Below are 21,627 nucleotides of genomic sequence, written 5' to 3'. Positions count from 1 at the left end.
TTAATGACGCCATTTATCTGAATTGACTATTTACTGCAGTCGCACCCATACGAGGGTGCCTTCCATCTTCACTGCTTCAATGGCAGCGTAAATCTGTGCATCCGTGATACTGCCGGCAACCATCTCACGAGAAACATACTCCCCCTGAGATGATTGCCCGTATGCCGCTGTAGAAGTCCGGTAGCCCGCTACCCACGGAATGCCCGCCTTCTTTGAACGCTGGACAGTAACAAATGCCTGGTAAGGTAAAAGGGATGAACCATAACCACCAGCCGCGCCATAACCCATTGTCGGCCGACTATATGCTCCCGTGTCCTGCAGCCGCTGCGGCTCAAATATCGTCGGTGAATTGCCCGTCAGTTCTGCAAGAACATCGTGGATAGCCTGTCGTGTTCCCCGCTCCCGTAACAGTGCCCGTTTAATCACCGTGCGAAAGACGTCATCAGTCATATCCACAGGCCGCGTAAGAGAGTTCCCGAAAAAATCATACGCCGCCATATCCAGCCAGCCATCACTGGCGGAAGAGATACGGATCTGTGTTTTGGCGTAAAGATACAGGGTGTAGCACCAGGATAACGCCGCAGCGCATGCTGATAGCGGTCCATTCAGAATGGTGCTCTCCTCTGCAAACCATGCGGGAGGAAGCAACACCCTGAGTCTGGTGTAAAAGTCGTTCTGATCACCTTTGGCCATTCAGCTCACCACGATTTTCCCGGCACGAATAATCTGTCTGGCAGAAACCGCAAAATCCGCCATGCCACCGTTTACCGTCAGTGAAGTAACGTTGATTACACATGGACTGGCGGAATAGGCCACTCTTACCAGCTGGGTGTAGGCAAGCAATTTGCCCAGTGACAGGCTCGACAGGTATTGATTAAGAGAAGCGCGCACCTGATTGACGATCTCCGCGTGATTAGCAGTGGCCTCGGTAGTTACCATTAAGACGACATCGACTTCGATGGTTTCTGGGGGGAACACGCCGAACGACACCGTGAATCCCCGGGTATTTTCGATAGCCTGATAGGCTTTTTTCAGTAATGCAGGTGCGGGCAGCCCCGTGCCATCATCCACCACAGCATAAAAATAGCCGGGCTTATACTCTCCTTCCGGCGTGACATTTTCAGTCAGCGTATAACTGATACCGCTCTGCAGATTACTTATCGCAAAACCAATAGCCGCTTTCGTGGCTCTGGACAGTGAAGCAATCCACAGCACAAAGCGCGCGCGGTAGCTGTCATCGGATTCAGCATCCTTACCGTTTGTAAAAGCATCGTTATTAGTCACGGCATCAACCGACATTACCGAGCCAGTAATGATAGTTACGGTCTTCGCCTGCGCGTTACCTGCAGTCCCGGCAATATTCGCACGCACCGGGACGGCTAGTGAACTGACACCGGGGGCGATGACATACGCAGCCCGTGCTGCATCCCACTCTTTAATCAAAGTGTTGGGTATGACTGAATAGGTCTGAGAGCCGTCAAATGTTGTCACCTGCGCGCCTTCCTTAATCAATGCCTCGCTGCCAGGAGTAAACCGGCTAAACGTCACTATCCCACTGGCCTGAACGGCCTGAAGGCGGAAAAAACTGAAGTCCGCCATCCAGCTGTCCAGGTCTTCGCCAGAGCATGTTGCTGCACGTGTCGTGACCAGCAACTTCACTATCAGCTGCTGTATCCACATGGCCACCCCAGCGTTGGATTCCGCAAGCGATCGCAGGATGCTACCGATCGAAAAATCCAGCAGTTTTTCAGCTCGGGCCTGAATAGCCGTGACCTGCTCACTGACGAGTTCAGAGAATGACCTGGTGTTAAGGGAAGCCATCGCTTTACCTCGTGACGTCGAAATGGAGAGATTCATTGACCCTGGTCGTGGCGTCGGTGTACGCAATTGAGACACTGACCCCACCTTCAATAATTGTCAGCCTGATTACCGGCGGTGGATTACTGGCCACCGATTCCTCCAGTAGCATCTGCCCGGTGATGAGCGCTTTCCACTCTCCAGGATTCACCGTTTCACCAATTTTTTTTGCCAGTCCGGCGCCATATTGGGGGTGAAAAACGTAGTCGCCCGGATTAGTCAGTAGGCGACGTAAAATTCGTTGATTAGTGCGCTCGCTTCCTTTAACTGTGCGCAGGTCTCCAGTAGGCGCCTCCTCGAGGTCGCCGCCTGTGAAGTGATAGATGTCGTACATGCACTAAGGCGCCCGCGTTGATTTAATCTGCTGCTCGGGAGGGTCAGTACGGTTACCCCGACCTTTTTCAAGGTGGGTATGACCGCCATAAACAGTGCGGATGCGATGTAACGATCCAAACCTGCCGTTTTTGTCGAAGATGTCTTTAACGACCCTGAGGTTTCTATCGACAGTCACATCACCGCCGGTAAAGTGATGCGCCGGTGCGTTAAAGGTGAGCTTAATTTTCGCACTTAGCAGAACTTCACCGCTGTTCAGGAACTTCAGGAGGGAGCCACTCTTATGCATCAGCCAGAACTCGCCTGATGGCGGCCCAGGACAACGGTCTTCATCGTTATAAAATTGCCCTGCTGCCATGCCGACGCCTGTCAGACCACTATCAAACTCAATCTCCACCACTGCACCGATCATCGGTCCAGCGGCCATGCCCCAGCCATTGCCTACCCAGGGAGAACTCAGTGATATCCAGCCTGTTTCTTCACCCGTAGGTTGCAACTGAACCTTCACAGCATAATTGTCAGGATCATAGGCAGTGATGATGCCCTGGCGTGTGCCACTTTCACCGGCGGCACTCTGGTGTGCTGTCGCCGCCATGATATTCAGTAATGCTCTCAAAGCCAGACTCCCAGCGCTGGGCTGTGGTTTTTCCCTGATATGTCCATGGTGTACCCCGTTTCCCAGCTCAGCGTCCGGCGTACCCGATCGCAGTGGTAAATCTGGTCGAAAGGACTCTGTGTACCCTCAATACGCACATGTGTACCCGGCATAAGCAGATTGTCTCCTGCCGTTGATCCACTGAACTTCATCTCATGCTGTACCACCTGCCGGTAAATAGATTGCGCCAGCGCGTGAGCACCCTTTTCTGACAACCCGTTGCGGATGACCCGATAGACCTGTTTTTGAGATGTGGCTTTTCCTGGTGCGATACTTTTAGCCGAAGCCGGAAAGGACACGACAAACTGCTTATTTTTCAGTTTTGCATTCCAGCTCAGCACCTCAACCGTAATCCCTCGGGAAATGGTCAGCGCGCGTGAAAACGACAGGTCGTCGGAGGTATTGCACTGTGGATACGCCAGCAATCCGGGAGGCTGCCATCGAATGACATAGTTTTCAGCTTCAGCCGGATCCCGTTTCGGCTCAAAGTGCAGGTTGTCGCCATCCACGTAAACCAAGAAATTCTCAATGGCCCCAAGCGTTGTGATGAGGTCCCACTCCGTCTGCTCACCTGTCAGGTGTGCAGTATCAATCTGGTAAAATTCGCCAACACGCCTGCTGGTTGCGCTAACAACCGGCGTCAGGCTGTGCCGTTTGGCCAGCATGGTCGCTATCTGTGAACTGGTCAGGTTTTTAAAGCTTTCCCCTGTGGTCTTCGCATCAATAAGCTTCGCGGCAAAGTCACGTCCTTCAGCCGATATCACAAAGCGCGCGGGTTCGAAGTGCCAGGTATCAATGTTGCCGGTGATGTGCTTCTTCTCATCAATGCCTGCTCGTGTGCTTACCGATATGAACAGTTCAACCCGGATAGTCGTCTGCACTGCCCACCAGTTCAGCATCTGCATGGTGGCTGGCAAAGCTGTGATGGCCAGCGTCAGATCAAACGTCCCAGCGCCGCGAAAGGCATGCGCTTCAACACTAAACGATATGAAAGGCACGTCAGTGCCATTTAAAAGACAACGCCCGCTGATTTGGCGGGCGCTGGGTAAAACAAGAGGATCGTTGACGTCCATAGCTAGCTCGTCGTTCCTGAGGGTATTTGAAGAGTGTTGATACCGCTCAGTTGCGGATCGGTCAGGTCGTTAGCTTCGGCAATTCTTGTCCACATAGATGCATCCCCGTACTGTTCTGATGCCACCTGATACAGATTGCCTCCAGCAAGGGTAATGGCTTTAACCCCCTCCGCAAACTGACCTGTTCTGACGTTTTTATTCAGTCTTCCCAGCACTTCCTGTAACCGATACAAGGCTAAAATACGCGTGCTGCAGTCAAGATGGATAAGCAGGTTACTCACGGTTTTTGATACCGGATTACCTGGAACCAGGCCACCGAGTGAGGTGATATCTCTGGCAGCGGCTTCAAGTAATGCCAGCTCATGCTGGATAATATTACGGGCGGCAATGAGGGGTCTGATTACAGACTGAATCTGCGCCACGGTAACATGGGCAAAGTCCGTAATCTGTTTTACCACCTGATGGAAATCTTTTACTGCCCTGGTGACAGCATCGATATTGATCATATTGGACAGACCCAGCGCGTGCCCAAGATCACTGTCAATCAGCCCCCGCAATGCGCCCGTCAGTGCATCAACTTTGTCGGAGTAACCATCATTGCTGATGATTGCCACTTCAATGGAATACGGGCGACGCCATACATACTCATAAACCGGCGCAAAACGGGTGATGATCACCGTAAAGCGGTAATCGTCGAAAGTGAGCACTGTTGGTCGCCCTTCGTCCCGCATCCGCTCAAGGGCACCGACGCGTTCACCTGCCTGCGAGCCGGTGATGACGCCAGACCAGGTCAACGGTTCGTATTCGGTACCCAGCACATCAATGATGCGCCTCCCACCGATTAGTTGGTGCTGGACTGTCTTCTGCCGACCGGGAATAACCACACGTTCCGGCACTTCGAATTCCATAAATTCGAATTCGCCTAACATCAGACGTGTGGCGGTCGGATCTCCACCACCGGTGAAAGAGAAATTTTTATATTGAATGCTCATACGATGATGACTGGACTTTTCCAGTAAGTGGCCCTAAAAATCGTTGTTCAGGGATTTACGCCTAATGAAGGCTGAGGGGATTACATGCGTCACACTGTCCATTTTTTGTGTCCGGTTAACATGTCCACGGTTTCAGGGCTTCAGGACGCATGTCTGAAAGCTTTGGGGAATGGTGCAACGCAAATTAACCTGCATATCTCCAGTCCGGGCGGTGAGCTGTTGGCCGGTTTTACGGCTTATCACTTTTTAAAATCCCTGCCTGTGCCGGTGCATACGCACAATCTCAGTAACGTAGAGTCCATTGCAACGGTGATTTATCTGGCTGGAAGCGACCGCCGGGTAAACCCAGGTTCGCGATTCTTGATCCACCCTCTTCAGTGGGGCTTCACTAATCATGCTGCGGATCACGCCCGAATAGCAGAATGGGTGAGAAGTCTCGATAATGATATGAAACGCTTCATTGATATCCTCACTGAAGAGACGAAAAATTCTGGTACAGACTGGTCTGAGAAAATAGAAAGTGCTTCATTTATTGATGCTGAGCGCGCCGTAAATTATGGTCTTGCTGATTCTGAGATCCGGGCGACGCTTGAAGGTTCGATAACTAACTGGTGGGTTAACTGCTAAAAATTATTGAGAATGCAATATTGCGCGCGATGCACAAAGGTTCAGTGAGTCAGGTCCCAATTACTTAACACGAATGCCCACAGAGAACATTGTGGGGTGATTAATGTAGTGCGTACGCGGTTTGCTGTTCCTGAATCAATGTCAGAATAAGTTTGTGATCATAAGTTGTCCTCCAGAGATTCAATTGCCATCCGCATAGCCTGATGTTCCTCTCCGGTAAGAATTTTGTAACGTGCTGCAAGCTTTTTAATCTCTTCAACTAACAGTAAGCGGGTGGTCTCTTCTCCCCGCGCAGCTTTTTGTATAGCTACCTGCCCTATAATCTGACACGCATCATCAAAATTCTGTTCGAGTTGTTTACTTAATTTAGACACGATTGGCTCTTAATTCTGGTTATTAGTCTTAACTAAGAGTGGATGAATATGAGATAAATTCCAATAAGAAAAGAGGAAATGTTGAGGAGTATCAATGCGCTGCCCTTTCGAATCCCATGTAGAAGGATTCACACCTCATCTCATGGTTCATCCACCCTGAGATGATCACGGCCCCTGGTCAGATAAAAGATAAAAATTTGCCGCTTTACATGTACTTCTCTCAACATAATCTACAATCATAATTGTCTTTATCACCCCCTGTGATGAGACCCGCTCTTGTTGGAAATTTGGCACAGGATTGTGCCCAGCCCGGTTGCCACCACTACCGGGCTTTTATTTTTATCACCCCTTCTCATCCCTCATTGTCTTTAATCTGATGCTTTACTTCTCACAAGATTATTAGCAATTGACGGCTATCAGATAACTGAAGTTTTGTTTCACGTTACTGCCGCTTTAGCTTGTCGCCCGCATGAGTCGTCGATCGCTACAATTGATGCATAAAAAATGATTAGCAACAGTTTGGCTGGACATAATGATGACGATGGATTTAAAAATACATACGAAACTCAGCCTAATCCCGCCCCTTAAGTCAAATTTTGGTTGCTTATTTGACCTGCATCATTCTATTCCCCTGCCTGAGGGTGGAAAAAACACACAAGCTGCCTAATATTTTATGTGAGTGGCTTAATACTAACCTAAATGCAAAATTAATTAAGGACTAACTATGGCAGAAGTAAAACTCAGAGGCGGTGCAGGTAATTTTGCAAACGATCCTAATAGAGCGAGTGAGGCCGGTAAGCGAGGAGGACGTGTCAGCGGTGGTAACTTTAGAAACAACCCGGAACGAGCAATCGAAGCTGGACGTAAAGGAGGACGTATAAGCCGTCGCCCTCCAAACCCATCTACATGAAGAATTAATAAGATATGTGCCATGGATTGGCATAAATACCTGTCCTGTTAACTATTTTTAGGGCCTTTTAATTCTCCAGTCATATGCAATTAAGGAATTAGAGAGCTTCTTTATTGTTGATAATTTCATCACCAATTTTGGCAATGAACTTTCTTTATTACCTTTTAATGTTGAATACGATTCGTCATTAAATAAGTATCATACGGCAATTCTCCTTATGTTCCGTACGGCGCAAGGGAAGTTTAATTAACAATAGTCAAGGCATAAATACATTACTGACCTGGCCCGGATGAGTCATTAGCATAGATGGATCGAACCTACTGCTACCTTCTGTTGCACGAGTCGCCTCACGTACCTGATGTTGCGTTACGGCCTCGCCCACTGCTCTTTTGTCCAGATAGACCTTGCTGTGAACCTGAACCATCTGCTGAATTCTGTCTGGCATTGGCGGGACGTCATTACCGCGATGCAAGCTCTGCATACCTTTTGCATAATCTATCCCACCCTTATTTCTTCCCTGCGTTGCCATAGCGATCGCTAATGCTGAATTAGTTCCGGAGACGCGTGTACCACGGGTTATGGCCTCAATATCACTGAACAGTGTGTACGCGCTCTTTTTCAGCTGGCGTTGAGCCGTTGTCGGAATGTTGACGCCAGGCAGGTTGTTGAGCAGGCCGGTGATGTAGTCAAACAACCGGTTAAAGCCTGACTGCACGCGCTCGCCGAAATTATCCGCCCTGCTCTCAATGCCTTCCCACCAGCCAATGAAATGCTGCCCCATTCCCTTTATTGCGGACCAGGTGGTACTGCCCACTTCGCTGAACTCTCTCCACATTCCCGTAAGCGCGGGACGGACGCGTGCCCAGTTGCTGTAAATCAGTACGCTGGCACCTGCAACTGCTGCGATGGCCAGCGTCACCGGACCACCCAGCATGGCGGCAACAGAAGTTATAACGCCGAGACTGCCCACCAGCCTTGCTCCGGCAATGGTGGCACTTAACAACAGAATGCCACCGGACAGCAGTGTCAGACCCGCGAGCGCAGTCGCAGAGTAAGCCGCAATCCGGGTGGCCCATGGATTGTCTTCGGCGAACTGGCTGAGCTTGTCGATAAATCGTGTAAGTCCCAACGTCAGGCTGGTTACCGTGGGCAGCAGCTGGATGCCCAGGATGGCTTTCAGGTTGGTCCAGGCTGCCGTGAGCCCAACAGCGGCACCGTCAGGTGAATTCAGATAAGTGTCGTAAGCAGCGCTGTAACTCTGCGCACGGTGGAATACCGTGGCGTCTTTGCTCAGCTTGGCGGCATTCTTAATGTGCTGGCCATAAAACTGTCCGGCGTTACGGTTCAGGTATTCACCGAGCATGTTTCCGAGTTCATCATCGGTAAGCCCGCTGCCGTAACGCTGTCGGATTTTATCCGCCATCACGGCAGCAAGTTTATCGGGGCGGGAAAACAACCTCGCATACTCCGGCTTCAGACCGCCACTGGTAACGGACTCACTGCCAAGACTCTGCCGGTATAAATCCCTCTCTTCAGCCGACATGTTGCGCATAGCTTCGCGCATCATCTTCAGTCGTACAGGACTGACACCCTCTTCCAGCATGCCTATTTCAGCGAGCAAACCCTTTGCCTTCCGGTCCATGTGCCCACCAATCAGCGAACTGAATGCTGTCATAAGCGCGGTACCGGATTTATTTCCCCCTTTGTCCATGCTCATCAGGCCTGCAAACTGACCATAAAGATATTGCGGATCGAGCATCATATAAGCGGCTTTGCCCGTCTGCGAGGCGGCAAGAAAGTCTTTCGGGCTGACACGCCCGCGTGATGCAAGCTGTACCTGAGACATCATTGACAGCTCATTCAGGAATCGGGCGGGATCATTAATCACCGCACCGCCACGGTGCTCTAAAGCCTTCGCTGCGGCATTGACCAGTCCGTCAGTTGCGCCTTTACCAAGCGCCATACGTACTGTCGCTTCATAGCGGGCAAATTCTGGCGCGGTCTCAACGGCATGGTGCAGATCACCAAAGGCTGTATGCAGGTCCTGAATCAGGCGAATATTACCTGCAATCGTGGTACCCAGCGTCTGGTGTGCCAGCAACTGCGCCTGACCCGTCACTGCGGCATTGTCCTGAGCTGAAAGATTAAGCGTGTGGAAATCAGTCTGAGCGCGCACCAGGTCTCGTGCAGCCTTAAGGGTTGCATCCAGTCCCTTTGTAATACCCAGGCCAACAGCTGTTAGACCTCCACCAGCAATCGTTATTCTCCCGATCTGTTTCATCTGCGCCTGAAACAATGCAGCCTGCTGGTGGGTGTCTGCAAACCTGCGTGAGACAGCCAGTAAACCAGCGGAGATGTTTTCAGTCAGACTAAACCTGACTGCGACTTTATAGGCCTCTAAATCCATCGACACTCCGTTAACAGGCAATAAAAAACCCGCTTTCGCGGGTTTCATTTGATTTTCTATACACAGGCTCCGATAAAGTCACCAAAACTTTCATCTTCTAAGCTTATATACTCAACTCTCCACTGGTCCATCCTACGAAGGGAATATAGTGAGAAATGCGTATCAGCAACAGCCAAGCAGGAATTCAGTTCAATTAGTTCCGACTCTCCAAGAAGCGGGTCACCATAAAATTTGTGAAAAATTCCATTTAACTCTTTACTGATATTTTCGGCAGAGACTCTGGCTTCAGGCCCACCTTCCAGTGAATCATAAACAACATTTATTTTGAGCTCGTATGGCTCACCTTCAGGAAGATCATTATTTCTCTCTTCACCTAGGTCAAAAAACACCCCAATGACATGTTCGGAGTTAGCTGAAATGATCTCAGCAACCGCTTTCTCGAATTTGAACCCTTTGTCCTGATCAAAGGCACGTAAGCGTTCTTCAAAAGCATTAGGAAAAGCAGGGCGACCATACTTTGCAGCAAGCCATTGTTTAAGGGCTTGTTTTTCTTCTGCAGAAATTTGATACTTATTATCTCCGGCTTCGATATTAAAATCACCTTTTGGCAAAATCACTTTACGCTCATGCCGGAGTTCAACTGCGCTTTTCTTAACACTTTCTGGTTCTTCAAAACAAAGATCGAGTATTCGTGGATGTTTAGCCCTTTTCATTTGAGAAGACCCCTTTTTCAAGGGGCCATACATAAGTTCAATGTTCTTTTCCGAATCGCTCTGTAAATCACAATCGTGTGTAATAACTACCACTTTGAAAGCAACTTGGTCAGGTTCCAATATCTCTAAAGACACTGCATCTTCATGCTTAAGTATATGCCCTTGACGCCAGGCCGTTCCTCTCCCTAACATATATGCAAATTAGTCCTCAATTATTCCCGGAATTGAAACAGATGATTTCCATCCGTCAGACGGTTTAGCTTTGCTTGAAGTAAAGTTGGCGGAATCAGCAGCTGAACTCATAGCTAAAGATTCATCCACTAACATTTGGACAGGTCGATGCCAATCATCACCATTTTTGACGAGTTCTAACAGCGATAATCCATTAAATGCTTTCATCTTAATTAACAGCTTTCCATCACTAATTCTAGCGCGAGAAAACTCATCAGCAATGTTGCTAAGAGTATTGATGTACTCAACTTTTGAACGATCATCTGGTTGGTTTTCACCCGACAACCATTTATACAATGCTTGCCTAGTTATTCCCAAATCCTTAGCCAACTCAGACATGGATGGGGATAAAACTTCACGAACATTCGAAAGATGTTGAGATATGTTTCTAACATCCAACTCGTGAACATCTGTCATATCATTGAGTTCAATCGCGTTATGAAGACTGTAATTTGAGTTAACATCTTCAAATGCGATTTGAACCTTAGGCTGTACGTAATGCTTCCATAGCTTATACGTATTCACATTATAAGCAGTACCTGTTCCAACAAGTAACAATGTGGCCGCTACAGCTGCAACTTTGGGCATACAGGAACTCTGCGTGCTTGATACGTAACGTTCAGCAGAGGCAATACTACCAGTTGATGTCGCGAACATGTAAATCACCTCCTAAATTTTAGTGCCACTTCTGCTTAGCAAACTCTGAAACCATGCCTGTGAATGCTTCTTTAACTTTACTATGCAATGAAAGGATCTGCTTTTCAATCAATTGCAAATCAGGTTCCATATTGCCTTCAACATAATGATCTGTATCTATGATTGCATGCCTGTTGACGGCTGTATTACTGAACCTTTCTAAAGGCAGAACGCCATTAGGTGACATATCAGGTGGGAACCCTAATTGCCCATACATCTTATGAATGCGCGTGACCATAAAACCAGACTTAATGAGTGGCTCAACAGATGTTTGATAAACCGATTCTTGTATTGATTGTATCTGATTTAATCCAAAGTTTACGCCATGTAGCTGCGGTACAAGATACTGTTCAACGGTCTCATCACCTTCAGGAAAGACAGCGTCAAGGTAGCGAATACCAATCCTACTTAACAAGGACGGCTTTGCAATATCGAGTAACTCTTTCAATCCTAACAACAATGAGCTAATAAATGGCTTACGCGTGTCATAATCGGTCGTTTGAAAAGTTATAAAATCGTTTCCCAACACAAAACCTGATCTTCTGTCTGCACTGACCATTAACCAGTTAGTTACAGCTTCAACAGAATGGACAGGAGGTTCATTAGGACTTTTCATCTCGAACTTCAACTGTGTCGAATTACTGACTTCGAAGAGCGGGAACCCTTTAACTCTTAAAGCATCCTGTATCTCAGGGATATACTTACTCATTGCCGCTATTGGAGTAAATTTAACTTGTACCAATGCATAATAAACGGGCGCATTGGACATACGTTGCGTATCAGCACTCATCCCGCCCTCCTTGATTTGCTTTCATGTGGTGTCTCTTAATGTCAATGCCTGCAGTTTACACTTAGGTTGACACTTTCTCCACTTTAAGTTTTGTCAGGCATCAAACGAATTCATGAAAGTTTAACCGTCCTAATGATTCAGGCTTGCACATGATACCGCTTCGCATGCAATTACCAGCACACCGACTATGCTCAAATCGTCTCTTACTTCCCTGTGATGAGGCCATGCTCTTATTGGAAATCTTTGGCACAGGATTGTGCCCAGCCCGGTTGCCACCACTCCCGGGCTTTTTGTTTTCAGCCTTGAGTTTTCTTATCGGCCACTTTTTTCAGGAACATCCACTGAATGCTGTAGGCTACACCGCCGGGCGCCAGTACCCACGAAGACGAAGAGTGTCCATCTGTGCCCATCACCACGAACGTCACTCCAACCAGGTTAAGCAGTTCGACGACCTTTCTGTCCCAGGTTTCTGCGATACCGGTATCGCCTGGCACCACATCCACTTCGACGCGTGTACCTGGCGGGCATGTTACACGTGTGCATGTTCCATGAATTTTAGCCATGGTGTTGTCCCAGCTGTCTCCGTAGTAGGTTTCACTGTCATTCGCATCCATGCCAGCGCCAACCATCGTCAGCGCCAGTAAAGATAATACTGATAATGAGTTCATACTCTTTCGCCCCGAAAAATGCCGAGACTATAAGCTGACACTGACAGCATTAAGTTTTCCGCAAAAATGCTTTTCGTTCGTTTTCACTCATCACGTTTCCGTCTGTGCGCGCTTTACCGCCTCTTCAAGTTCACTGAAAGGCACATCGCCCGTCAAAACGGTGTCGCCGATAAGGGTCGCGGGCGTATGAGTGATATTGAGTTTTTTCATCAATGCTTTGTTCAGCGCCAGGGTATGCGTGACATCCGGGCTGATTTGATAAATGGTTGAGCCTGCAGAGCGGACTGCATTCCGGATACTGTAATCATCCAGTAAGCCCTGATAACGCATCAGATAGCGATGTAAGGCCTCAAATTTTGAGGGCTGTTGTTCCCATAAAGTCAGAGCCATACGCGAAGGGTTAAGTGGCTGAAACATGGATGGACTGAATTTGTAAGTCACAGCCAGCTGAGGATGCTGCGCCAGTAGCCGATGCAGTTTTTCATCCAGGCATTTACAGGCTTTGCAACTGTAATCGGTAAAACATACCAGCGTCAGCGCCGGTTGCAGCGCCCCGAGTCGCGGTGAATGCGGATCATCAAGCAGGTTGCTGCGAATTAATGCCTCCGTCTCCGGAACCCTTTCGGGCGTATATGCCACCAGCTCCGGAGCAGGCACGCGATGGATGTGACCTGGTGCGATGGAAACAATCTGCGCAGGTGCAGGTAAAGCAGGCAGTAACATCATTGGGACAATCAGGGCTTTCAGCATAATTACTCCCGAAACAGTTCATCGGCCGGCCCCGTGAGAAGGTCAACTATTGGCCGTAATGACATTGAGGCGCTAATTTGACTTAAGTTTGGCGATGAAGTTTCGTGGCGGGATTTATATCTGGCGGTCATATCCCATAACACTGTGGATGGCGGTGCCTTCAGTGATACCCGTAACTGCAGCACGCCCCAGTACCCGGCGGATGGTGCGCTCATTGTGGATAACTGCCGGGCCAAGCACCGGACGAGGAGGCATATTGACGGTACCGAATTCAAACCAGGGAGCTCTTTTATCTTTTGAACCCACCACCGCCTCGAAACCACTGATCTCATGCTCCCACGTATCGCGGAACTCACCGGTACGCAGAAGCGGGGCTTCCAGTGGAAAGCCTTTTCTCGCCTTGTCCGCTTCGGTACTCTCAGCCAGCGGAGCCCAGTCCTGAAAAGGACCGACCGCCGGCTGATAAAAACCGATTTCATCTTTCGCGGTCTGTGCGATAGATTCTGCGACGTCTTCGAGTCCGTCAGCCAGTCGCTTGTGCAGCGCGACTTCCAGCGCCGCAAATTGCAGTGCCGCACCGAGGAATCCTTCTAACTCTTTCACGTCTGTTTCTCCCAGGCCCATGTCTGCCAGTTGAACTGTGCCCCTTCCAGCTCCGAAAGGACGATCGCCATCGCGTGCCGTTCGTGCATCACCATCTCTGTCACATCAAATACCATTGAGAATGGAACCCCGTTCTTCAGCAGCCAGCAACGACTGCGAAAATCAGGGTTCAGGGCGAGTTTTTTGTGGCGGTCCTGGGAATGTCATCACCTTGATTGCAGTCTCCGGTGGGGAAAAATTGGGTGGCCAGCGCGTCCATGCCCTCGCGCCCCAGAATGCTGATCATGGCATCTACCTGAGCCTGCGTCTGAGGAATGGCGTACTCATCCCCATCAATGTCTGAGACCCGCGCTGCAGGAATGGCATACACATTCACATAAACCGGGTTCATTGCGGCCTGCGCGCCAATTGCCAGAATCAGACGTGATTCCTGTAACGGGTCAAGCTCGCGATAGCGGATAACGCGACCGCGAGTGTCAGTTACCTGATTTGATACAGCAACCGAGGGTTCATCAGATCTCGGTTTTTCATGGACTGTGACTTTCACTCAGTAACCTCAGTTAACTTTTTTACGACGGCTGGCAGTGAACGTCAGCGTCTGGTTGATGGTTTTCTCACCCTGCTTGTTGCCGGCATCGGTGAGGTGAAATGACACCCCTTCATAGCGATACACGCTCACTGTGCCATTCGCTTCAGTAATGGTTTCGGTAATGGTGCCGCGCGGCTGATCAATACCGTTGTAGTAGTTGTCTTCCCACTTCGCCCAGAAGTCATCCAGCGTGGCATCCATACGTTCAGCCATAATGGTCCCATGCCAGCCAACAGGGATTTGTAATTCATCAGTAATGCCGTTTAGCGGGGTAATCTTCTGTGTCGAAACCTGCGGCTTTGAGTCAAAGCTCATGATTTTGGGAATGCGCAGCTTGCCCGTGTGCGTATTGATATCAACAGCGATATCGCGGCCCACGGTATAACCAAGGGTTGGCATGGTTTATCTCCGGATTAATAGCGCAGCGGCACTAGCGGTGTGAGTCGTTTGAGACGGAGATGGACACGCTGCCGCCCCCTTCCATATTCACCAGGAAATAGCGCACCACATTCAGATATTTGACCTGCACATCGGCCGTCATATAGCCCAGCGCAACGCGGGAATCCGGGTTGTTGGTCGCATCGAGGCGCACTGAGAAAGCCGGCCCACCGTTCGGATCGCCGATCATCTTCAGCCCTTCCAGGTTTGACAGAAATGACTCCAGCGTGCTTTTCGTTTCCCGGCGTAAATCCACCGTCTGGTTGTCACCCACCACGCCACCAAAGCTTGCCGCAATCGTCAGCGACAGGAAGTTGGTCATGCGGGTGTAAGTGTCATCATTCTGGGTCGGGTTGGATGAGGTATTCCGCCCCGATCGCATGCCAAAATAATGGCCGCCCGGACAGGGATTGGTGATGACATCAAGACGCGCTGAGTTAATCGCGCCGATTTCCGCTACAGAATAGGGACGCCCCGTCTGCTGGCGCTCCGTGGCAATAATGCCAGGGATACGTTTATTAAGGGTAGAGATATGCGGTGATCGGGATGCAATATTCGCCGCTTCGAAAGTGGCTGGCGCAATCATGCGGTTTATACCGTTGGCGCTATCCTTCCAGAACGGCCAGTCACCAACAATCAGTTTCAGGTGCCAGTCATCCACACCAGAACCGTTAAGCGCTTCAGACAGGGTTTTGTAGTCGGTGGAAACACCGCCCTGGGTGATGATATATGCCCCTTCTGACTCCGCAAACGCAGCCATCGAAGGCCAGCAATTTTTATCCGTCACATCAATCAGGTTGATGACCTGCGAGTTCGTACCTCGCAAGGCAAACATGCCTTTACGAGGGGTATCAATACCGTCCTGACCAAGGAGAACTGTGTCATTAATTCCTGTTACGCCATCGGTACCGCCATTCAGGGTGACCTCAGTAGCCGGTGACGGCGTCGTCGCCTCTGACTCGGTGACTTTTGCCCTGACTAGCTGGCTGGGACCGCGAATGTTCATCTGCCCGTGGTTCACCGCCTCTGCCATGGCTTTCCACATCGCATCCCCTTCACCTTTCAGGTTATCGAAGACCTCAGCACTGACACCCGGCAGGCTGATGGTGAGCTTTCGTGAACCGACGGCGGTACCGTTACTGATGCCTGCGCTGATCTGATTACCGCGCGTGCCGCTGTACAGTGCCGTAAGCAACAGTGAAGCCTTGCTCCCGTTATCAAAGAACCTGGCGCTGGCAGACGTATCCCGTCCGTTGGTCACACGGACACAGTTCAGATTCGAGGCGCCGAGCTGCAGTGAGATCGCCGCAGCGGTGGATAAATCGTACTGGCGATTCCTGGGTGATCCCAGAAAGAAAGCCATGTCAGTATCGGAACTGATGCGGAATGCGCTGTTTACCGGTCCCCAGCTGGCCACGCCCACCATTCCCAGTCCATCTGTGGGTACGCCATTTATATACCGTGTGCGGGGCGGCACGACCTGCACGTACAAATCGGGTGCCGTCAGTGCAGACGTGTTAAGGCTGCCCGAAGGATAAATCGGCATGAGAATTACTCCGTAATAAATCAGTAATGCGGGTAGCGGGTTGAAGCTGATGCGTGAAAGGCAGGCATCAATGCCTGAGGTTGTGGCTATTTACGGTGACAGCGATCTCCGTCACCTCAGGCGCACTGATGGTCTGAGTCGTGGCGTAATTAACACTGAAAATCAGGTCACGGCGGTACACGTACCAGTTTTCAGCAGCATCCGAATCAAACTGGCGTGCATAGAACATCTGAGCGGGCACACCGTCGCCAAGGTCAATGTGACAAAGCTCTGACAGAGCAGCATCAATCTCTGTGCCTATCGCGTTTCTCAGCTGAGGAGTGGGTGCCCAGACCGTAATCTGAAAGTCTTTAATCTGTCGGCGTAGCTCCCTGACAGCAGTGCCAGCGGTTGTGACTGTGATACTCAAATGATTAACAACGGGGATGATGACCCGACTCATCATGATAAAAGCATGGGGGAGATTCAGCTGAAGGATGTGGACTACCTGTTCTGCTGTTGTACCTGTATAGAAGTGAAAGATAAATTTTTTGCCATTCAGGTGAATCTGCACATTCGTTATAGACGATGCAACTCCCGAAACTGTAATCGCACTGTCAGTTACCCTCAGTTGCAGTGTAGGTTTGCCTTTTGCCAGCGTCTGATAGGGTCGGCCTAACGCACAGTTAACCTTGCGCTCAGATGGCAGAGGCCACACGGAGACGTGCGCACCGCCTGCTTCGGTATCTGTCTGTAATGCGCCTGACACCGGCCAGCCGGGATAAATCCTGACAGAGGTATTAACAATACAGGGCAAAAGAGGACCACCAGGATAAAGCACGTCCGCGACCCGCTTAGCCAGATAATGAGTGACATCATCAACACTGGCCATCTTAAGCAGTCAACCGCATTGCCGTCAGACGCCAGCCCATATCTGTCAGTTCGGTACCGCTAATGACATAGCGCAGGCCAGTATCATCCGTAACAAAATCCCCAGGATGAATATGCAGATCACCGAAGGCCGGCATCAGAATGTTGTACCACGCACCGCGTGTTTCACCGGGCAATTTTAACGGGCTGTGCTCACCATTTCGATTGTGCAGAATACTCGCAGGCCAGTCAGACATGATAATTTTTTCATCCGCTGTGGACGTCCCGCCGTAATCCTGTAACCCTCCACTCGCCCTGGCTGCAGCGGTGCGTCGTAAAGTTATCAGCCGTTCTGCTTTCACACACAGGATGGGCTGCAACAGAGGCATGGCAGCCACATAAAATGTACCTTCTTCATCTGAGGCCAGGATATCACCCGTTTTAAATCCGGTTGCATCAAAAATACCAATGCGGGCGGCCTGACCAAAACGCGCAGCGCGCATGTAGCCGTAATCAGTCGTGAAGGACGCCGCAAGCACCTGCAATGGCTCCGTTTTGAGCGGGCTGAACGGGTTCACTGCCCGGTAATGACGGGCGATACTGCCAAGACGTTTTGCTGCCTTGCGATTACCCATGTTTACCCTGGCTGAAAGCTGTAACGCATCCATATCAGCTCCTGACCAGTCGTGCTGAGCTATCGCCCAGCGAAGGACCGGGAGTGATGCCCAGCAAGCCGCACAGCTGACGTCGCCACTGGTTGTAGAGGCGTGTGCGATCGGCCACTTCAGATCGGTTACGCTGCCATACCGCTGCTTTATCCGTATCGAGATTTTCCGCAGCGCGTGCAATGCCACTCTCCAGCCCCGCCAGCGTAATGAGGAAACTTGCCACTATCAGTTCCTCCTCATCCCGCAGCGTGTTCATTCGATGCGCCAGCGTCTGATAGCGTCCGGAGGTGACCTGTGCGTACGACACATCTGAGCGATCGTCGGGAGTGGTATCACCCAGCATCGGATAGCCCATGTAACGGCGTGCGTCCGCCTGCTGTTGGGGAGTCAGCATGAGATACCTCATTCAGTGAAATGCCACCGGAAATGGCAGCTGCAGGCTAGCCCAGCAAAACGGCGGTGTGTTCTGGTTTGATGTTCTGACAGCCCCACGCAGCGGCGATTTCATAACGAACACGGCGGTATTGTTTATACATCGAGACTTCGAATGACATGTTGGTGCGTGGGTCGGTGATCATGATACGGTCGTCTGCCATATCCCCCTCTTCAGGCAGCGCCGGGGCACGAGTGGCCAGGATGATCGCAGAACGGCTGAAGGCAAAATTGGCACTGAATTCACTTATTACGTCGAATTTGGCACCTGCTTTCACATTGTCCATCAGTCCCGGTCGATGAATTATGATGGCTTCTCCAGGTGAGACCCCTGCAACGACATATTTATGCTTACCGAGCAGCACAACACTACCCGGCTCAACAGAAGCAGGTATTTCAGGTTTTACATTGGCACTTGCACCAGCCACAGGGATGATTAAGGCTCCGGTTTCAAGGTCGTCACTGACTGACAATTTTTCTGCTTTCGCCCCCGTATTCTCTGCCACACCTGCAGACTCGCGCAATGTGAAGCCATGCAGTTCGAGCAGTGTGCCCTGCGCACGCAGCGATGTGGTGCCCGCTTCGTTGGCTTTGGTCAGCTGCGCCATGGTGCGCAGTGCTGCACCTGCAGTTGTGTCGATAACACATTGCAGGTCACTGAGCGGTGCACCGTTATCGGTGAGGATTTTACGCACCTGTGCCGTGTCGGTCAGTGTGTCCTTAAACGGTGTTTTACCGGCTTCACCGGCAGCACGGGAGGCACGACGGAAGAGATCGCCAAGATCGTCTTCGATTTCGTTCACCAGCGTGCGCATGGCCTGCGCAATCTGGTCGCGACGAATGCCGTGGTAGCCTGGTCCCGATTTGATGCCTTTCTGTTGCTCACCTTCCCAGCGGAACGGCACCATGCGGGATTTGGTGATGGTCAGCGGCACGTTATCAATAATCTGGTCGCCGTTATCGGGTGGTAACTGGCCGGGCGTCACATCACCAGCTTTGGATGCAGGCGTCAGCGGAATACGGATCGGCTGGTTAAGAGCCGCACGTTCTGCCGATGCATCAAGCGTGACGGAGGGGATAAACCCTGCCAGTTCACGCGACACAATATCGAGCGACTGATACAGGTCGGGAATAAGTTGCGTTAGGGTATTAGACATTCAGAGTGCCCTGTTAATCAGTAATCTGCACACCCGCGCACGCTCGTTCGCTCTGCTCCTGAGGGCTGAGTGTTTCGAACTGTTCACGGGTAAGCGTATTCGGGTTGGTGTTCCCATTGCCTCCACTGGAGCCGCCGCCTGATGCGCCGGTACCTTTGAGGATCTGGTCTTTGTAGGGATAGTGCTCGACGAGAATGCCCAGCGCTTCATCGAAGCCGGCTGCTTCGCCTGGCTTGATTGCACTGAAGATTTTGTTGCCTTCACGATCACATGCCGTGACAGCGTCACCGTCTAACTGGAAGTTACTGCCAAAACGGGCTTCCACGAGGTCAGCCGGGATACTCATCTTCTCGGCGATGAATTTAGAACGGGCAAAACTCCCACCGATTTTTTCCGCAGTGAGCTTTTCGCTCAGGTCGTCGCGCTCTTTGACGATCGGGGCGTATTTCTCTTCTACTGCACGAACCGCTTCTGTACGCACCTTTTCGACTTCACCAGCATCCACCAGCGTTTTGTCTTCCAGGTTTTTTACGGTCTCCAGCGCCGCCAGAGCAGCGGCCGGATCAGTGATGCCTTCGAACGTCTTAAGCGCGGTCTCCGCCGTCTCCGCACGTTCGCGGTGCGACTTCGCCTCGCCATTCAGGCGCGAGATGGTCTGCAGAGTGCCCGGCGCATCGAATACGATTTCTTTGCCGTCATCCTGCGTGTATACAGGTTTACCTTCGTTCACGACAACATTGCCGTTCTCATCGAGTTTAAGTTTCATACAGGTCATCCAACCGGGTAAGAGCCATCCGGCTCGTGGCGCCGAGCTGCATCCGCAGCAGTAGGCAATAAAAAGGCCCATGCGTTTGCACAGGCCTGAGAGGGTTAAACCGGGTCTGGTACCGGCTTATCTTTATTGGGTGGCGGCATGGCGCGGATACGTAGCAGTTCATCCGTCCAGCGGAGTTCGCTGTTTATCAAACCACGGCGCTGAATTTCGTTGAACAGCGTTTCATCTGACAAAGCCCGGGCTTTATGCATGCCCACCAGGAAGTCTGCTGAGGCTTCGGCGAGTGTGGTGGCACCGAAGTCGCTGAAGATGGTGACATGGCCACCATCTTTCTCACCCATCCACTCCGCCAGATACTGCAGCGCCAGACGAGATGCATCGGTCAGGTCACAGACCATACGCTGCAGAGCGCTGGTACCCGCCTCGTTATCTGCCAGCGTCTGCACCACGGTTCGGTGGCCGGGTTTAATCACCAGCAGTTCCGCCCCTATCTGACGCATCTTCTCCTCAAGGTCGAGGATGTCCGTGCGCCCGGCTTCGATGGCTTTACCGCTGTGCTCGACATAGCGCAGGTCTGCATCGTCTTCTTCAGCCATAATGGCAGACGCAGCCCCAACAGATATCGGCCCATCGCCGAGTTTTTTACCAAACAGGACCGGCACCCGCGCCACGTGCAAAATGGTCTGCTGGTCACTGCGGGACTGCCAGTGCTCGACATTGAGCCATGCAAGTTCAGTCAGCGGCGGCCTGCCGTGCATGAAACCTCGCTTATCGCCATACACCGGGACAAAGGTGATTTTTTGCAGGCTGGTTTTACCCTCATCGTGCAGCTGCCACTCCAGAGTACCGGTTATGGTATTGGGTTTTTCACGGTAAACACGCCAGCGGCCGGGGTTCAGCACCCTGACCTGTTCAATGCTTTTAACAACAAATTCATTGTCCGGATCGCGCTCGCTCACCGTCTCGACAAAGCGCAGCATGGTGAACGTCTCCTGACCATTGACTCGTTCGGAGTCGAAGTCCAGCAGGCTGTTGGCGGTCACCTTCACGAAGTAAGGACGCAGCCCCCGGTGACGCTCCTCAGCCAGAGAAATGCGCTTATTCGAGGGCGGGTGCTCAACCAGAATGCCACACAGGCCATACGCCATCGCTTCTTCACAAATGTCAGCCAGAAACGAGTGCAGATTTGTACCCTGCAGGTCGATATCGGCGAACATTTCGCATATGCGGGCAGGCACAACCTTTTCATCCCAGGTCACCGGGCGGGAGAAGGGTTTGCCGCTGAGCACTTCAACGGTTCGGCTGAACGCCGGAAACAGCGTGGCCGTACTCAGGCGGTTCTGATAGAACGCATCTTCTTCGTTGGGCCACCGTGGCAGATACGTTTTTCCTGCCTTACGCATTGCCGCCGTGCCACCCAGCAGTGCGCTGATCATGGGCCAGCATCCGGCCATCGACTCAATTCTGGGCGATCGCTTCCGGACGTCGTTGTTC

25 protein-coding genes are annotated in these 21,627 nt (G+C 51.1%); 2 read left to right on the top strand and 23 right to left on the bottom strand.

Annotated features, from left to right (window positions below):
- Positions 1–30: 30 nt before the first annotated feature.
- The 6 genes from FHW71_RS21130 to FHW71_RS21105 are packed head-to-tail and all read right to left on the bottom strand — an operon-like array spanning position 31 to position 4,910.
- Positions 31–693, bottom strand: coding sequence for a hypothetical protein (locus tag FHW71_RS21130; protein ID WP_179452947.1), 663 nt, complete (start codon positions 691–693; stop codon positions 31–33).
- The gene (locus FHW71_RS21125) at positions 694–1,857 is read right to left on the bottom strand and encodes a baseplate J/gp47 family protein (RefSeq protein WP_286176387.1); all 1,164 of its coding nucleotides are present in this window, start codon (positions 1,855–1,857) and stop codon (positions 694–696) included. It abuts the gene before it with no gap.
- On the bottom strand, positions 1,826–2,191 hold the full coding sequence (locus tag FHW71_RS21120) for a phage tail protein (RefSeq protein WP_179452946.1): 366 nt from the start codon (positions 2,189–2,191) through the stop codon (positions 1,826–1,828). Before FHW71_RS21120 ends, FHW71_RS21125 begins: the two co-directional genes overlap by 32 nt.
- A 3-nt stretch (positions 2,192–2,194) precedes the next feature.
- Entirely contained in the window at positions 2,195–2,806 is a 612-nt protein-coding gene (locus FHW71_RS21115; protein ID WP_179452945.1) for a phage baseplate assembly protein V, read from the bottom strand.
- The gene (locus tag FHW71_RS21110; protein WP_179452944.1) at positions 2,803–3,918 is read right to left on the bottom strand and encodes a type IV secretion protein Rhs; all 1,116 of its coding nucleotides are present in this window, start codon (positions 3,916–3,918) and stop codon (positions 2,803–2,805) included. The genes FHW71_RS21115 and FHW71_RS21110 overlap by 4 nt, the downstream gene beginning before the upstream one ends.
- A 2-nt stretch (positions 3,919–3,920) precedes the next feature.
- Positions 3,921–4,910: a hypothetical protein gene (locus FHW71_RS21105; RefSeq protein WP_179452943.1), complete on the bottom strand. Its 990-nt coding sequence runs from the start codon at positions 4,908–4,910 to the stop codon at positions 3,921–3,923.
- A gap of 84 nt (positions 4,911–4,994) precedes the next feature.
- On the opposite strand from FHW71_RS21105, the gene FHW71_RS21100 reads away from it, so the two are divergent.
- Complete coding sequence (locus FHW71_RS21100; protein WP_179452942.1) at positions 4,995–5,537, top strand: ATP-dependent Clp protease proteolytic subunit; 543 nt, start codon at positions 4,995–4,997, stop codon at positions 5,535–5,537.
- Between the two features lie 158 nt (positions 5,538–5,695).
- Here the strand turns inward: FHW71_RS21100 and FHW71_RS21095 are convergent, their stop codons facing one another.
- Positions 5,696–5,911, bottom strand: a complete 216-nt coding sequence (locus FHW71_RS21095; protein WP_175501707.1) for a DUF2767 family protein — start codon at positions 5,909–5,911, stop codon at positions 5,696–5,698.
- Positions 5,912–6,635: 724 nt separating this feature from the next.
- On the opposite strand from FHW71_RS21095, the gene FHW71_RS21090 reads away from it, so the two are divergent.
- Positions 6,636–6,821 (top strand): general stress protein, encoded by a 186-nt coding sequence (locus FHW71_RS21090; protein WP_071531635.1) that lies wholly within the window; start codon positions 6,636–6,638, stop codon positions 6,819–6,821.
- Positions 6,822–7,077: 256 nt separating this feature from the next.
- Here FHW71_RS21090 and FHW71_RS21085 read toward each other — a convergent pair whose 3' ends face one another.
- The 16 genes from FHW71_RS21085 to FHW71_RS21010 all read right to left on the bottom strand — a co-directional run bounded on the left by FHW71_RS21085 (position 7,078) and on the right by FHW71_RS21010 (position 21,569).
- Positions 7,078–9,228: a hypothetical protein gene (locus FHW71_RS21085; protein ID WP_179452941.1), complete on the bottom strand. Its 2,151-nt coding sequence runs from the start codon at positions 9,226–9,228 to the stop codon at positions 7,078–7,080.
- Between the two features lie 56 nt (positions 9,229–9,284).
- A complete protein-coding gene (locus FHW71_RS21080; protein WP_179452940.1) occupies positions 9,285–10,133 on the bottom strand; it encodes a hypothetical protein in 849 nt (282 codons plus the stop codon).
- Positions 10,134–10,142: 9 nt separating this feature from the next.
- Positions 10,143–10,829, bottom strand: a complete 687-nt coding sequence (locus FHW71_RS21075; protein WP_179452939.1) for a helix-turn-helix transcriptional regulator — start codon at positions 10,827–10,829, stop codon at positions 10,143–10,145.
- A 19-nt stretch (positions 10,830–10,848) separates the two neighbouring features.
- On the bottom strand, positions 10,849–11,658 hold the full coding sequence (locus FHW71_RS21070) for a TIGR04255 family protein (RefSeq protein ID WP_179452938.1): 810 nt from the start codon (positions 11,656–11,658) through the stop codon (positions 10,849–10,851).
- Between the two features lie 296 nt (positions 11,659–11,954).
- Positions 11,955–12,326, bottom strand: coding sequence for a hypothetical protein (locus tag FHW71_RS21065; protein ID WP_008101689.1), 372 nt, complete (start codon positions 12,324–12,326; stop codon positions 11,955–11,957).
- 90 nt (positions 12,327–12,416) lie between these two features.
- Positions 12,417–13,076 carry a thioredoxin domain-containing protein gene (locus tag FHW71_RS21060; protein ID WP_179452937.1) on the bottom strand — a complete coding sequence of 220 codons (660 nt, stop codon included), beginning with the start codon at positions 13,074–13,076 and terminating at the stop codon, positions 12,417–12,419.
- A 114-nt stretch (positions 13,077–13,190) separates the two neighbouring features.
- The gene (locus tag FHW71_RS21055; RefSeq protein ID WP_179452936.1) at positions 13,191–13,679 is read right to left on the bottom strand and encodes a hypothetical protein; all 489 of its coding nucleotides are present in this window, start codon (positions 13,677–13,679) and stop codon (positions 13,191–13,193) included.
- Positions 13,680–13,848: 169 nt separating this feature from the next.
- On the bottom strand, positions 13,849–14,226 hold the full coding sequence (locus FHW71_RS21050) for a hypothetical protein (RefSeq protein WP_179452935.1): 378 nt from the start codon (positions 14,224–14,226) through the stop codon (positions 13,849–13,851).
- Between the two features lie 9 nt (positions 14,227–14,235).
- The gene (locus FHW71_RS21045) at positions 14,236–14,667 is read right to left on the bottom strand and encodes a hypothetical protein (protein WP_179452934.1); all 432 of its coding nucleotides are present in this window, start codon (positions 14,665–14,667) and stop codon (positions 14,236–14,238) included.
- A 31-nt stretch (positions 14,668–14,698) separates the two neighbouring features.
- The gene (locus tag FHW71_RS21040; protein WP_179452933.1) at positions 14,699–16,252 is read right to left on the bottom strand and encodes a phage tail protein; all 1,554 of its coding nucleotides are present in this window, start codon (positions 16,250–16,252) and stop codon (positions 14,699–14,701) included.
- A 67-nt stretch (positions 16,253–16,319) separates the two neighbouring features.
- On the bottom strand, positions 16,320–17,123 hold the full coding sequence (locus FHW71_RS21035) for a hypothetical protein (protein ID WP_179452932.1): 804 nt from the start codon (positions 17,121–17,123) through the stop codon (positions 16,320–16,322).
- A 1-nt stretch (position 17,124) separates the two neighbouring features.
- The gene (locus tag FHW71_RS21030) at positions 17,125–17,769 is read right to left on the bottom strand and encodes a hypothetical protein (RefSeq protein ID WP_179452931.1); all 645 of its coding nucleotides are present in this window, start codon (positions 17,767–17,769) and stop codon (positions 17,125–17,127) included.
- A gap of 1 nt (position 17,770) precedes the next feature.
- Positions 17,771–18,163, bottom strand: coding sequence for a hypothetical protein (locus FHW71_RS21025; RefSeq protein ID WP_179452930.1), 393 nt, complete (start codon positions 18,161–18,163; stop codon positions 17,771–17,773).
- A gap of 46 nt (positions 18,164–18,209) precedes the next feature.
- On the bottom strand, positions 18,210–19,358 hold the full coding sequence (locus tag FHW71_RS21020; protein WP_179452929.1) for a P22 phage major capsid protein family protein: 1,149 nt from the start codon (positions 19,356–19,358) through the stop codon (positions 18,210–18,212).
- Between the two features lie 13 nt (positions 19,359–19,371).
- Complete coding sequence (locus FHW71_RS21015) at positions 19,372–20,124, bottom strand: DUF6651 domain-containing protein (RefSeq protein WP_179452928.1); 753 nt, start codon at positions 20,122–20,124, stop codon at positions 19,372–19,374.
- A gap of 104 nt (positions 20,125–20,228) precedes the next feature.
- On the bottom strand, positions 20,229–21,569 hold the full coding sequence (locus tag FHW71_RS21010; protein WP_179452927.1) for a DUF4055 domain-containing protein: 1,341 nt from the start codon (positions 21,567–21,569) through the stop codon (positions 20,229–20,231).
- Positions 21,570–21,627: the final 58 nt, after the last annotated feature.

It is taken from the genome of Enterobacter sp. Sphag1F (assembly GCF_014193275.1).
Classification (GTDB): Bacteria; Pseudomonadota; Gammaproteobacteria; order Enterobacterales; family Enterobacteriaceae; genus Pantoea; species Pantoea symbiotica.
Note: the sequence above shows the minus strand (reverse complement) of the source record. Positions and strands in the feature narration are given on the sequence as shown.

Coding starts and splice junctions, on each gene's coding strand:
- FHW71_RS21130 (WP_179452947.1), bottom strand. CDS start 693: ATGGCCAAAGGTGATCAGAACGACTTTTACACCAGACTCAGGGTGTTG.
- FHW71_RS21125 (WP_286176387.1), bottom strand. CDS start 1,857: ATGAATCTCTCCATTTCGACGTCACGAGGTAAAGCGATGGCTTCCCTT.
- FHW71_RS21120 (WP_179452946.1), bottom strand. CDS start 2,191: ATGTACGACATCTATCACTTCACAGGCGGCGACCTCGAGGAGGCGCCT.
- FHW71_RS21110 (WP_179452944.1), bottom strand. CDS start 3,918: ATGGACGTCAACGATCCTCTTGTTTTACCCAGCGCCCGCCAAATCAGC.
- FHW71_RS21105 (WP_179452943.1), bottom strand. CDS start 4,910: ATGAGCATTCAATATAAAAATTTCTCTTTCACCGGTGGTGGAGATCCG.
- FHW71_RS21100 (WP_179452942.1), top strand. CDS start 4,995: ATGCGTCACACTGTCCATTTTTTGTGTCCGGTTAACATGTCCACGGTT.
- FHW71_RS21090 (WP_071531635.1), top strand. CDS start 6,636: ATGGCAGAAGTAAAACTCAGAGGCGGTGCAGGTAATTTTGCAAACGAT.
- FHW71_RS21085 (WP_179452941.1), bottom strand. CDS start 9,228: ATGGATTTAGAGGCCTATAAAGTCGCAGTCAGGTTTAGTCTGACTGAA.
- FHW71_RS21080 (WP_179452940.1), bottom strand. CDS start 10,133: ATGTTAGGGAGAGGAACGGCCTGGCGTCAAGGGCATATACTTAAGCAT.
- FHW71_RS21075 (WP_179452939.1), bottom strand. CDS start 10,829: ATGTTCGCGACATCAACTGGTAGTATTGCCTCTGCTGAACGTTACGTA.
- FHW71_RS21070 (WP_179452938.1), bottom strand. CDS start 11,658: ATGAGTGCTGATACGCAACGTATGTCCAATGCGCCCGTTTATTATGCA.
- FHW71_RS21065 (WP_008101689.1), bottom strand. CDS start 12,326: ATGAACTCATTATCAGTATTATCTTTACTGGCGCTGACGATGGTTGGC.
- FHW71_RS21060 (WP_179452937.1), bottom strand. CDS start 13,076: ATGCTGAAAGCCCTGATTGTCCCAATGATGTTACTGCCTGCTTTACCT.
- FHW71_RS21045 (WP_179452934.1), bottom strand. CDS start 14,667: ATGCCAACCCTTGGTTATACCGTGGGCCGCGATATCGCTGTTGATATC.
- FHW71_RS21040 (WP_179452933.1), bottom strand. CDS start 16,252: ATGCCGATTTATCCTTCGGGCAGCCTTAACACGTCTGCACTGACGGCA.
- FHW71_RS21035 (WP_179452932.1), bottom strand. CDS start 17,123: ATGGCCAGTGTTGATGATGTCACTCATTATCTGGCTAAGCGGGTCGCG.
- FHW71_RS21030 (WP_179452931.1), bottom strand. CDS start 17,769: ATGGATGCGTTACAGCTTTCAGCCAGGGTAAACATGGGTAATCGCAAG.
- FHW71_RS21025 (WP_179452930.1), bottom strand. CDS start 18,163: ATGCTGACTCCCCAACAGCAGGCGGACGCACGCCGTTACATGGGCTAT.
- FHW71_RS21020 (WP_179452929.1), bottom strand. CDS start 19,358: ATGTCTAATACCCTAACGCAACTTATTCCCGACCTGTATCAGTCGCTC.
- FHW71_RS21015 (WP_179452928.1), bottom strand. CDS start 20,124: ATGAAACTTAAACTCGATGAGAACGGCAATGTTGTCGTGAACGAAGGT.
- FHW71_RS21010 (WP_179452927.1), bottom strand. CDS start 21,569: ATGATCAGCGCACTGCTGGGTGGCACGGCGGCAATGCGTAAGGCAGGA.